Consider the following 11,332-nt stretch of genomic DNA (forward strand, 5'->3'; position numbering starts at 1 on the left):
AGTGACTGTAAACTGACAAGTGTCAGTTGTCAAGACTTTTTATCATAGCCCCTTTTGCAGACGATCCGGCCGTTCGGCCGGGTGCGGTCGTTCGGTTTTCTCGCAACGGCCTGCTGCAAGTTTCTTCCTGGTCTGCCCCTTGTTCGATCCGCCGGAGGCGTATCGAACCCGCGCCGTTAGGCGCGGCAAGACTGATGCCCCTCGTCCCGATAGTTCAAGCGCACCGTCGCGCGCAGTGGAGGCATAGCCCTTTACCCCGTAGGGGCGGCGAGCCGCAGGGACCCGCGCCGTTAGGCGTGGGTGGGCGCAGCCGGGGCTATGGTGGAGCGAGCACGGCGGTAAGCTGATGGTCGGGATCGAGAGGAAACGGAAAACTCAATCGCCCGGTGAGGGCGATTTCCGCATAAGAATATCAGTTAGACATGGATTCAGCCGCCTTGCCGGACTCACGTTGTTCTCTGCGCTCGTGGGCGTCAATCAACCGGGCCAGCGCGGCCTCTAGCGGCCCTTTCTCGATGTCGAACAAAAGCCGCTCTTTCTTCGGCAGGCCTGCCCGCATGGCCTCGACCTCGGCCGCCTGTGTCTGCCTGGCGTGGTCGTGATCGTCGGGCGCCGGCGCCGGCATCCCGTAGCGGCCAAGTAGCCGGCGCGCCGCTGCCGGCAGGAAAAGCCGGTAGGCGTTGCTCGTCTGCTGGACCTGCGGGCCGCGTCCTTCGCTGCCAGTCGGCACGTAACGCCGCAGCCAGTCGAGAAAGCCGTGTTGACGAAGCGCTTTCAGCGCATCGACGACGGCGGATTTCGAGCGGTTGATCTTCGCCGCGATTGTCTCGAGCGCCGGATCGAGCCGCCCGGATCGAAAGTCGATCAGGTTGGCGAGATAATCCAGCACCTCGAGCGCGACGTGACCAAGCGGGCCGTTGCGCTGTCCGCCCTGGCGTCCGGCCATGTCATAGCGCCGTGCGGCCAGGACGAGCTGGCGCACGTCCTGGCGCGTCGTCGGCCGCCAGAATGTCCCCTCGCGCCCTTTCGCGCGGGATTGACGGCGCACGGGTGCGCCCCGCCGTCCCTGCTGTGTCGGCTGATTGAGAATGTCCCCTAGTAATTGCATGCGTCCCCCTTTCGGACCTGTCGGCCGAAGGGGCGGGGCGTCAAATTTTGGCAAAGCGATCCCGTGGCAAGAATCTGCTTGCAAAAGGCCGGGAATTTTGGGAAACTGAAAACAGCGACGAAATACAGTTTCCCGGGTTGTCCCCGGATATGAGGCCCGCCCATTCGGCGGGTTTTCGTATTTCTGGGCCTAGATTCCTCCGGGCTTTGGTGAGTGAAGCGCGAGCGAATCCCCCGCGCACATTCGGCTATCGTGCCAGAGTCGCGCCTTTACGAAAAGAAATTTTAAGGTTTGGGAATTTTCGGCCCGGATCTGCAAAGCGAGTCCGGTGGCGGGATCTCCGCGCGGATCCTCGCCAGGGAAAATCTGCGCCTTGGATGAAGGCTGGCACGGCCGCGCCTGGTCGGCTTGCCGACCAAGCGAGGGCGGTCGTCAGCGGTCCCGATCGCGGTCCTTGTCCCGCGGCGGTAGCCGCTTCAGAACTTTCGCCGCGGTGGTGGCCCAGCCAAGCGGCTTATCGAGCGTCTTCGTGTAACTGTCTGCGTTCTTCGTCTCCGCCGAAATCTCGGCCGTGCGACGGTTGCTCGCCTCGACCGCACGGTTCGTGGCCGCCTGCGACTTTGAAGACTTAGATGGGTTCCGGTTCCAAGCCTCAACGCGCTCCGACAAAGGCGCAAGCTTTTCGGCCTGTCTTATCGGCCGCCCCGGACCTGAAAGCACGGCTACCTTTTCGTCCACCTCCTGCCGCCATTTCAGCGGGTCCAGTCTGTCCCGCTCGTCGGCATAAAAACGCAAGGTTTTCTCGATGGCAGCAGGATCACCGCCGCGCTCGTAATGATCTTTAACGGCTTGCCCGATCTCTTTGAAAAACTGACGTTCTTTCTCGGGTTCCGCCGCGCCATGGCGCTTATTCCGCTGCCACGTCTCCCCTCTGATTTGATATCGCTCTTTGTCCACGGCCGCGCCTCCTATCGGTCTCGATCTCGGTCTTTGTCGCGCGGCGGTAGCCGCTTGATCGGCTTCGAGGGCGTTCGCCAGTCGGCCGCCGTCCCATTCTCCTTCCCGGCCTCCTGCCAGTCGGCCCGGCTCGTGCCTTTGTTCTGCTCGGGCACGGCGGGTTTCGACCAGGTCGGCGCTTGATCCTGCTTCGGCTTCGCCCAATCGAGCCGGGAAGGTGTTTTTGAGGGGGTTTCCGTTCGTTCGGTAGGCTGTTTTTCCGGTGTTTTCTTCGGCACCTCGACCACGCGGCTTGCGGGCGGATGCGGCATGCCGCGCGGCACAAGCTGCGGCGTCGGCACGGACACGGTGCGCTTTTCCGTCTCGACTGGCTTCACGGGTTCGGGCCTTTGGCTCGAACGGGTGAACGTCTCCCGCGACGGCTTCACGTTCTCGGGTTTCAGGTGGTCCGGCATGGGCTTCTGCTCCATTGCAGCGGGTGCTTTCTGCACTCGCCGGATAGCATCGGGGGCGGAGTAATTCGATGCAAGCCTGCGGCGCGATTCCTCAAGCCGTCGCTGATGTTCGCGGCGTTGATCGCGTTGCCGAAGAACGGCGATACGGCGGGCCTTCTCGGCCTCGTCACGGGATCGCCGTTCGTTCAACTGACGCCATGCCTCGCGGGTTTTCGCCCGTTCGCCGTTCTGCTTTTCGACCAGTTCGGCCCGCGCGCCTGTGAACGCTTCCCGCTGACGGGTGAGGGCGGCCGTGCGCTGCTCCTTGATCACAGTCACCTCGGTATCGAGGGCCGCTTTCAGGCGTTGCCCCAACTCCTGCCGGGTGAGGTTCGCCCGATCCTCGAACGCTGCGCGGCGAGCTTGTGATGACAGCGCATTGCTGAACGTCGCAGCCAAAAGGTTACGGCCCTCGATCTGTCCCGTTGCCTGCTGATGCACAGTCGTTTCCAAGGCGTTTCGGATCGTTCCCCTAAGTGTTTTTTCGCGGCTTTCGAACGAACGGCGGGCCTCGCGCTGCTCCCGAAAATACTCGGCCCAGATTGGCCGCGTCTCCGCCTTATGGCGGGCTACTGCGCGGCCGATCCGCTCCCGGTGATGGTCATAAATCCGGCTCCGGGCGTCCTTGTTTTGCGAGGAGAGGTCCCGCCATTCCTGCCGATGCTGCGCCCTCTGCTGCTCCTGGAACTCCTTGAGCATCCGCGCGGGCGAGTGTTCGGCGCGGGGTTTCCGTTCGTTCTCCTGGCGTTTTTCGGCCGCATAGGCCGAACGCGCCGCCCGGTCGGCAAACTGCTCGCGCAACTGCCGCTTTTCCTCACGTGCCGGGGTCAAGATTTGCCCCCGTTCGCGTTCGTACCGGTTCGCCCAATCGGACAGCTTCAGGCGGTCGTTGCTGGTGGACAGCATCCGGCCGTCATTTGGGTTCACTCGATTGACGACCACATGCACATGCGGGTGCTTTTGGTCGGTGTGCGCGACGATCACCGCTTGATGGCCGTCCGCGCCGATCACCTTGAGCGATTGATCGACGGCACGAAGCATCTCGGCCCGGTCGAGAGTCTTGGCCTCATCCGGGTGCCACGCCAGGCTATAGGAATAGACGTGGGCCTTGCTCTTCCGCCCCGTGGCTTTCAGCCCGGCCGCTGCCTTGAGCTCGTCAGCATGCATCGCCGTGGCAATCATGATGCGCTTGGCAAGCTGCGGATCGTCGGTTGCCAGATTCCGGGTTTCTGTCCACGCGACACGCTCGGCCGTCTCCGGGTGAGGTCCCGTCGCGTCCTGCCGTTTGTCGTGAAGGTAATAGGCCAAGGCCCCTTGGAAGCTGTGTCCTGGCTTGGTGATGTCAGGGACCATCGGCCGCGACCTTCGCGACGGCCGAACGGACTTCTGCCAACACCTCCACAATATCGGTGGGGGTGCCCTGCCGAAAATTCAGCGCCTTGACGATCTGGTGAAGATTCACGCCGACGCGATTCAATTCGAAAAGCGCCCGATCATCGACGCTTGATCGGCGCGGCGTCACTTTCTGACGAAGGATTGCACGGCGGCAAAACTCGGTCGCAGACATGCCCGCCTGCGCGGCCTGCTCCTCGACATAGGCGCGCTCGGCGGCCGTCACGCGAATATCGGGCAAGCGCTCGTCGCGCCGCTCGTTCTTCGCCTTCCTCGGCCTGCCGATTGTCCGCATCGTCTGTGTCATTCGCCACCTTGTGGGGGTTCGGGGGGTGGCCCCTGACGAGCGTTTTTGCATGGCAAAAACATAGCTTGTTCCTCTCAATTTCCCTAACCCATAGTGCGCAGAAGATGAAGCCCCTTTAAGGTGCAATCAGATGACTCGGTGCATAAGTCTCAATATCCCCTCCATAGAAGGCCGTGCTGTGTTTGCTGATCCAAGCGCCTACCTCTACCGTCCCGGCTCGCTGTTCCTCGGTGTGGACGATCAGGGCCAAGAAATCGGCATCGAGACAGACCGCCATGCAATCACCATTGCCGGGTCACGGTCGGGCAAAGGCGCGGCCTTCATCATCCCGAACTGCCGCCGGTGGACCCATAACCTCCTGTGCATCGACCCCAAGGGCGAAAACGCGGATGCCTCATGGCAGCAGCGGGAAATACTCGGCCAAGCCGTCCATGTCCTTGATCCTTTCCGAGCCTCAAAAGTGCCGGATCGGCTCCGCGCGGCCTTCAATCCTCTCGACGGCATCGAGCCGGGGAAAATGGGCGGACGCGAGGATATTCAGGTGATCGCGGAAGGGCTCATCAAGGTTCACGATCCCCGACATATGGATTGGGTGGACGCGGCGCGGTCGATCCTTTCCGGCATTATGGCCTATGTGATCGAGTGCGTCCCGCCGGAAGAACGGACCTTCCGCACAGTGCGGGAAATTCTGACGCGAGCCGACGAATATCCGGAAGGTGAAACGGACAAGCACGGCCGCGAGAAAATCAGCCTTTACGGCTATGCCCAAATGATGCGGGATTGTGAGGCGTTCGGCGGGTTAGCGCAGTCTGGCGCGGCCGTCCTCGAAAGAGGCCTGACGGCATCCCGTGGCGTCGAAAAAGACGCTATCGGCAAAGCCGTGCAAGCAACGGAATGGCTCGACAGCCCGGAAATCGCCGCGACCCTCGATCACTCGACGTTCCGCCTCTCGGACCTCAAAAACCGCGATACGTCCGTGTTTCTGGTCTTGCCCATGGGCATGATGCGGACCCATTCGACTTACCTGCGGCTATTCACCCGCTGCGCCCTGCGCGAAATGGAACGCGGGGGCCTCAAAGGCAAAGATTGCCTATTCATCCTCGATGAGTTTTTCAGCCTCGGGAAGATGGAAGAAATCGAGAGCGGGGCCGGGTCTATGCCCGGTTACGGCGTACACCTGTGGCCGTTCCTCCAAGACCTCGGCCAGCTTCAAAAACTATATGGCCCTCAAGGCGCTGAAACTTTCTTCGGCAATGCCGATGCCCACATTTATTTCGGAAATACCGATGCTTTGACGCTTCAATATATTTCCAAGCAACTCGGCAACTGGACACCTGCCGAAATCGGCATGCCCCCTCAGCGCGTTTTCTTCCAAAAAGACTCCGATGTTTTTCTAAAAAATGAATTTGAAAATCAGATGAGTAAATTTCAACACGACGCGCGCCGCATCGGATCGCCACGCTTGCCCCCTGAAAATGTTGCTATGACTGTTCGTAAATATAATGATGTCGTGGCTGATTCTTCTATTATAATTATTCACGGGACAGCTATAAAAATTCATCTCTCCCCATATTTCCGACCTTATGAATCTCCACCGAAAAATATTTCTAATCAGAAAAACAATTCTTTCGGTAGTATGGTTATTTCTGGTGTTTGCATTGCACTAGCATGGCCATGGGGGCAATTTATTCTATCATCTAATATCAACTGGGCAGTTGGTTTTATCTTATATCTTGCATTTCTGTTTTTAATTCACACCATGTACGAGAAAATCATAAAAGCTTAAGGATGTATTAACCGTTCGCGGCTCATGGTTCGAAAAACCCTTTCAGAAAACGATCTCGAACCATGACCTTTTACACCCTCGGCCAAGCGGCCAAACAAGCGGACGTGGCAAAGTCCACGATCCACAAAGCCCTGAAAAGCGGCGATCTTTCCGCGCATGATCGCGTCGGTACGTCCTACCGGATCGACCCGGCCGAGCTGCAAAGGTGGATGAGCACCCGCCGCGTCGAACTCCCGGAAAACGCCCCCGTCAAACAATCGGAAACGACCGCGAACGCCCTCGATGCCATCCGCTTGCGGGCTGAACTCGACGGATTGCAACGCCTCCTTGGCGAAGTCGAGCGCCAGCGAGACGATCTGCGCGAGGACCGGGACCAGTGGCGCGACCAGTTCGCGGAAATGCAAAAGCGGCTGGCAGCGGAACAAGCCAACGTCCGCTTGATCGAGGATCGCCGCAGCGAAGCCGAAAAAAAGGCCGCTGAGCGGCCTACGGGTCTTTTCGGGTGGTTCGGTAAGCGAAGCGCCTGACAACGCGCTTACGGGCCGTCCTCGGCCCAACGCGGGCCGTATATACCGGCAAGTGTCGGGACGACATTTTCGATTGTCGGGATAACGCTTTCAATTGTTGGCACAACCGTTTCAATCGTCGGAATAACATTCAACAGCGTTGGCATAGCAAAAACAGCTTTATAAAATTCTTCTTCAAGTTTCATAATTTAAAAATAAAATAAATAAAATTCATAAGTCAAATCTTATGCTGTCTATACAGAAACGCACTTCGCGCGTTGCCAGGGGCTGTCTGCCCCCGGACCCCCGAGGATACAGGGCACAAAGTAGACCTTAAACGAGAAACGGCCCTGCCGGTGGAGGCGAGGGCCGTCTACTTCGTGCGCGGACTATCCGTCCCCGGGTTCCGCATTTCCGATTGTGCCGGAATCCGCCCCCGCCAATCAAGCGCTTTGTCGCGTTATCAACTCCACATACGTTCGGCGATTGACCGCTGTTCTTCGCCAAGCGCATTCGCATAGATCGCCGTCGTCTCAATTGTGGCGTGTCCCATCCATTTCGACAGCATGTTGAGCGGCACCGCTGCACCGATGGCGGCCACACCGTAGCCATGACGCAAACCCTTCGGGCTGGCATGGGGGCCGCTGATCCCCGCCGTCTCCATGACGGCCTTCACATGGCGCCATGCGGTCGTGCGGCTCCAATCCCATAGCAGCGGATCGCCGCGCCGCTTATGGGCCTCTCTGACGCCGTGCACGAGGTCGAGGGTATCAAGGAGCCGGGCCGGAACCGGAACGGCCCTGTAGATGCCCGTGCGCCGCTTTTTCAGCGTCTCGAAGACGAGTGCCTGCCCCTCCAGGTCGATCCGCTTCACCGATAGCGCCAAGGCCTCGGAAATCCGGCACCCGGTGAAGTGCAGCACCTCGCAGAAGGATCGCACCTCGCGCGGCGCTTTCGCGGCGGCCGTGAGGAAGGCCGTGCGTTCGGCGGCGGTCAGATAAAGGCGGTTGCCCTGCGGGTCGATGAGGTCGGTCATTTGAAACAGAATACTGTGAAAGTGTTTCAAAAAGCGAGCAGCAAAGATAAGCAGGGAGCCTTCACTCATTCTCCTCTGCGGGGTCGACCTCAGCTTCTGAATTATTTCGAGAAGATGGTTCGAAAAGATCAGCTATATTGTCCCCGATAACCATCGGAGCCATGATACGAGAGGTCAATCGTTGCCTATCGAGCGAACGGTTTGGCAGGTGAGCAGCACCTTAAAAATCTGATTTCCCTCTTCGTCTCGGACCTTGAGGCAAAATTCCTGAATCCGGCCCTCCGGCAGCAATTCGCAAACACGATCCGACATGCCAGCTAGAGCGAGTTTCTCGACGGATTGAGGATCCAAATCGATACCAACCTCGTCTCGAACCTCATTTCCGTCTTCGGCGGTATCAAAGAAAAATATCGGCATATGGACTGCTGCCGGCTCCTTGGTTCAAGCCGAAACAGCTTGCTAACGTGTTAGGTTGCAAGGAAAATTTCTCGCTAGCTTCTGAAATAGATTGCTTTAGTGAAGCGGTGTTTTCTGAGCCTGAGGAAAAAATGAAAGCCCACATACGGTATCGCCCTCTGATCAGGAATCTGCGCAGTACGACCGAAATTGCTGAGGAAGGCATTCGACAACTACTCGAACTGCCAATGATCGAGCAGGAAGTCGATAAAGGCTATGAGGTCGTTCACGAGGGGGATCACCCCACTCGCTGTTGCCTTGTTCTTGAGGGTTTCGCCTTTCGGTACAGGATTCTAGTGGACGGCAGCCGCCAAATTGTCGCCTTTAACGTCCCCGGCGACCTTCCAGACTTGCAAAGCCTCCATCTGAAAAGAATGGACCATGCCTTAGCCACACTGTCACCAGCTCGGCTGGCTTTCATCCCGCACGGAGCTTTGCGTGACCTTACAAGGAAAAATTATGGGGTGGCCGACGCCCTGTGGCGCAGAACCCTAATTGATGCAGCTATTCTCAGGGAATGGGTTACCGCTCTTGGGCGTAAACCAGCCCCGGCACGGATTGCGCATATTCTTTGCGAACTGATGGCGCGTCTTTCAATCGTTCAGCTTGGCAATAAATCGCAAGTGAGATTACCGGTAACCCAGAATGAACTAGCAGATGCTCTAGGTCTTACATACGTTACTATCAACCGAACTTTGCAGGATTTCAGCCGCGCCGGTATTGTCGACTTCCGTCATCAGGTCCTCACCATCCACAATTGGCCGGAGCTCCAACGTATTGCCGGGTTTGATCCCGACTATCTGCACTTGACGTGCCCTCTCCCCAAATGGGGCCCTTTCTAGGGCCATCAGCTGAAAAGATACGTTATGCCAGACACACCAGTGCTTACGGCCGAAGAAGCCGTATTGCTTGACCAAATATTCCGAGATGGCCCGCAACAGCCTGAAAATCGGAATGCTGCTCTCGGGCTTGTGGAAAAGGGTTTTGCGCGATGGGCCGATAAACTCGCCACCCTCGAAATCACAGAACCAGGCCGCAGGTCATCGGGAGTCTACAGGATTGCCCATTCTTCTCAAAAGGCCAATTTCTGAAACAGAATTCGCAATTCTGTTTCATCATCAAAGCACCCCCTCGCTATCATGAATCGGAAGCGGCCAATCACCCATGCGCCAACATGCTGGTGTCAACAACGCTCGACGCCGAATTACAAATTCAAAATCAAGCTTGTTACCGTCTGGCTTAAAATATCTGCCAATCTGTTCGTGAAACGCCTCGGCATCAGCCCAAAGCCCAACATTAATAAATCTCTTAGCCTCTGATTTCTCTAATTCCCATGTAATCCAAGGATATTGTTCGCGACCTGTCGGCTCACTTAAAAACTCTCCGATCATTTTTGAGCGGTCTTCAACAGGCACTGCTGTTTTCCAGTAGTCCTTGAATTTATCTTCATGATCGAGATGTATAAGCCAGTCCACAAGTACGATCTGCATTTTTCGTTCCTCGGATCGTTCCACCGGGTCCTATGTCATAGCCAGCAGCAACGGAATTGCGAATTCTGTTTCAATTATCCGCCGCTTCACCCTTTCAAGCGTCAACCTGTCGTCCATGGCAAGGCTTCGAAATTTGCTTTGCCTCATCGACCACGATCTAATCAAAATTTTTCTTATATGCGATCTATTACATACTCTATTTTATTTGCTTAATAATAAGTCTAATTTTTTTACAATCCATGCATGTAAATTTTCGCCCTGTGTCAACAAACTTAAAGCCATTATTTATAAAATATATGCATCTTACCTCGCCTCTCATAATAAGTGCGGTCAAATTTGGATCTTTATCATAGCATTGATATGAGAAGAATTTACCAAAATGTCCATGACGACCATCTATAGCAAATACTCCGCCGAATTCTTTGTCACCAGAACTTTCAGTCTCTGTTATAGCTAGAAAATTCTTTATTCCTCCATCCGTGTATACACCTACGGGCATTACAGGATCGGCGGATACGTCACCGAACGGCCTCGCCTCTGCTGCATGAGATAACATAGCGACTGCAAATATGACCGCTAGGAAGCGGAGCTTCTGGCTACGTGCCATCAATGAATCTCCATATGTATTGATTTAATTTTGAGCCATGATAATGTCTCGGTCAAGCATGTGTTTTATTTCCGGCGACGGAAAGGAATAATAGTGCCGATAAATTCAAAGATCGCAGTCCTGTTTGGAGCTCTAGCTTTTTCAGCGAGTTATCCCAACCTTACTTTTGGTGCATCACCTTCTGATTATTCCATTGAAATTGCTCAGAGCGGCTTCTGCGGTGCGCCTCGTGTCAGTACACGGATAGAAAAAGCGGGAACCTATAACAAGCTTGTTGTTATTGTTGATAATACGGGATGCCCAAGAACGGTTACCGTTAAAATGGATGTTGGCGGCAATATTCCTATGATAATTTCAGTTTCAGGAAATGAAATTGGTAGAAACTATTGTAATATGTCCTTTGATGGATGTCGATACGCGGGTAACTACACTTACAATTACATATAATATTTTATATTTAGGGTTTGAGTCTGCCAAGCAAAATCATCGGCTGTTGTCAGGCTCGTCCTGCACGGCGATGTAGCGGCGACCGCCGATCTCATAGACCAGAGCGCCCTTGAGACTGCCGATCACATGTGAAAACACCTCCTCGATGGGGCGTCCCTCGGCATCGTCCGGAATCTCGACCTGCTGGCCGCTTTTCAGGGTGATGACGCGGCGATGTAGCCGGGTGACGTTGTCGCCGGTCACGGCCGCCTCACACCAGGCGCGGCTGCTGGTCCTGGGGCGCGGCCTTCGGCACAAAGCGGGTCACGGTAATTTCGTCCTGGTGGCGGCGTGCCTGGGCGAGATCGAAGGCGGTTTGCAGCTTGAGCCAGAAATCCGCCTCGCCGCCGAACGCCTTTTCCAAGCGGATCGCCATTTCCGGGGTGATCCCGCCTTTCTCGTTCAAAAGCTTGGTCATCGTCTGCCGGGACACGCCCAGCACCTGGGCGGCCTCGGTGACGGTGAGGCCGTTCGGGATCAGGCATTCCTCGCGGACGATCTCGCCAGGATGCGGGGGGTCAAACATAGGCATGGGTTTCGCTCCTTCTCATCAGTGGTAATCGACCAGATCGACGTCGGCCGGGTCCTCGCCCTCGAAGCGGAATATGATCCGCCAGTTGCCGGAGACGCTGACGCTCCAAAAGCCCGCGAGGTCACCTTTCAGGGGGTGCATGCCCATATTCGGGAAAGGCGCGAAGGACTCCGGG

At 56.5% G+C, this 11,332-nt stretch carries 15 protein-coding genes; 4 read left to right on the forward strand and 11 right to left on the reverse strand.

What is annotated here, in order from left to right; all coding sequences use genetic code 11:
• Window positions 1-412: 412 nt before the first annotated feature.
• From MF134_RS23555 to MF134_RS23570, 4 genes are all read right to left on the reverse strand, one after another.
• On the reverse strand, window positions 413-982 hold the full coding sequence (locus MF134_RS23555; protein WP_255341836.1) for a helix-turn-helix domain-containing protein: 570 nt from the start codon (window positions 980-982) through the stop codon (window positions 413-415).
• Between the two features lie 558 nt (window positions 983-1,540).
• Complete coding sequence (locus MF134_RS23560; protein WP_255341837.1) at window positions 1,541-2,065, reverse strand: hypothetical protein; 525 nt, start codon at window positions 2,063-2,065, stop codon at window positions 1,541-1,543.
• Between the two features lie 11 nt (window positions 2,066-2,076).
• Window positions 2,077-3,912, reverse strand: a complete 1,836-nt coding sequence (locus MF134_RS23565; RefSeq protein WP_255341838.1) for a relaxase/mobilization nuclease domain-containing protein — start codon at window positions 3,910-3,912, stop codon at window positions 2,077-2,079.
• Entirely contained in the window at window positions 3,902-4,258 is a 357-nt protein-coding gene (locus MF134_RS23570; RefSeq protein WP_255341839.1) for a MobC family plasmid mobilization relaxosome protein, read from the reverse strand. Before MF134_RS23570 ends, MF134_RS23565 begins: the two co-directional genes overlap by 11 nt.
• A 178-nt stretch (window positions 4,259-4,436) precedes the next feature.
• On the opposite strand from MF134_RS23570, the gene MF134_RS23575 reads away from it, so the two are divergent.
• Both MF134_RS23575 and MF134_RS23580 read left to right on the forward strand, forming a co-directional pair.
• The gene (locus MF134_RS23575) at window positions 4,437-6,044 is read left to right on the forward strand and encodes a type IV secretory system conjugative DNA transfer family protein (protein ID WP_255341840.1); all 1,608 of its coding nucleotides are present in this window, start codon (window positions 4,437-4,439) and stop codon (window positions 6,042-6,044) included.
• Between the two features lie 62 nt (window positions 6,045-6,106).
• Window positions 6,107-6,571 (forward strand): helix-turn-helix domain-containing protein, encoded by a 465-nt coding sequence (locus MF134_RS23580; protein WP_255341841.1) that lies wholly within the window; start codon window positions 6,107-6,109, stop codon window positions 6,569-6,571.
• A gap of 442 nt (window positions 6,572-7,013) precedes the next feature.
• On the opposite strand, the gene MF134_RS23585 is transcribed toward MF134_RS23580, so the two are convergent.
• The gene (locus MF134_RS23585; RefSeq protein ID WP_255341842.1) at window positions 7,014-7,655 is read right to left on the reverse strand and encodes a tyrosine-type recombinase/integrase; all 642 of its coding nucleotides are present in this window, start codon (window positions 7,653-7,655) and stop codon (window positions 7,014-7,016) included.
• Between the two features lie 105 nt (window positions 7,656-7,760).
• Window positions 7,761-8,003 (reverse strand): DUF6894 family protein, encoded by a 243-nt coding sequence (locus tag MF134_RS23590; protein WP_255341843.1) that lies wholly within the window; start codon window positions 8,001-8,003, stop codon window positions 7,761-7,763.
• Between the two features lie 47 nt (window positions 8,004-8,050).
• Here MF134_RS23590 and MF134_RS23595 point away from each other — a divergent pair, with 47 nt between their 5' ends.
• A complete protein-coding gene (locus MF134_RS23595; RefSeq protein ID WP_255341844.1) occupies window positions 8,051-8,884 on the forward strand; it encodes a Crp/Fnr family transcriptional regulator in 834 nt (277 codons plus the stop codon).
• 276 nt (window positions 8,885-9,160) lie between these two features.
• Here the strand turns inward: MF134_RS23595 and MF134_RS23600 are convergent, their stop codons facing one another.
• Window positions 9,161-9,532, reverse strand: coding sequence for a hypothetical protein (locus tag MF134_RS23600; RefSeq protein WP_255341845.1), 372 nt, complete (start codon window positions 9,530-9,532; stop codon window positions 9,161-9,163).
• Window positions 9,533-9,728: 196 nt separating this feature from the next.
• Complete coding sequence (locus MF134_RS23605) at window positions 9,729-10,139, reverse strand: hypothetical protein (protein ID WP_255341847.1); 411 nt, start codon at window positions 10,137-10,139, stop codon at window positions 9,729-9,731.
• A gap of 93 nt (window positions 10,140-10,232) precedes the next feature.
• Here MF134_RS23605 and MF134_RS23610 point away from each other — a divergent pair, with 93 nt between their 5' ends.
• Window positions 10,233-10,586 (forward strand): hypothetical protein, encoded by a 354-nt coding sequence (locus MF134_RS23610; protein WP_255341848.1) that lies wholly within the window; start codon window positions 10,233-10,235, stop codon window positions 10,584-10,586.
• Window positions 10,587-10,622: 36 nt separating this feature from the next.
• Here MF134_RS23610 and MF134_RS23615 read toward each other — a convergent pair whose 3' ends face one another.
• Genes MF134_RS23615 through MF134_RS23625 form a run of 3 tightly spaced genes read right to left on the reverse strand, consistent with a single transcriptional unit; the run spans window position 10,623 to window position 11,304 of the window.
• The gene (locus MF134_RS23615) at window positions 10,623-10,829 is read right to left on the reverse strand and encodes a hypothetical protein (RefSeq protein WP_255341849.1); all 207 of its coding nucleotides are present in this window, start codon (window positions 10,827-10,829) and stop codon (window positions 10,623-10,625) included.
• 7 nt (window positions 10,830-10,836) lie between these two features.
• A complete protein-coding gene (locus tag MF134_RS23620; protein WP_255341850.1) occupies window positions 10,837-11,157 on the reverse strand; it encodes a HigA family addiction module antitoxin in 321 nt (106 codons plus the stop codon).
• Window positions 11,158-11,175: 18 nt separating this feature from the next.
• Window positions 11,176-11,304, reverse strand: a complete 129-nt coding sequence (locus MF134_RS23625) for a type II toxin-antitoxin system RelE/ParE family toxin (RefSeq protein ID WP_369695456.1) — start codon at window positions 11,302-11,304, stop codon at window positions 11,176-11,178.
• Window positions 11,305-11,332: the final 28 nt, after the last annotated feature.

This window comes from Jiella marina, from assembly GCF_024359545.1.
Taxonomy (GTDB): domain Bacteria; phylum Pseudomonadota; class Alphaproteobacteria; order Rhizobiales; family Rhizobiaceae; genus Jiella.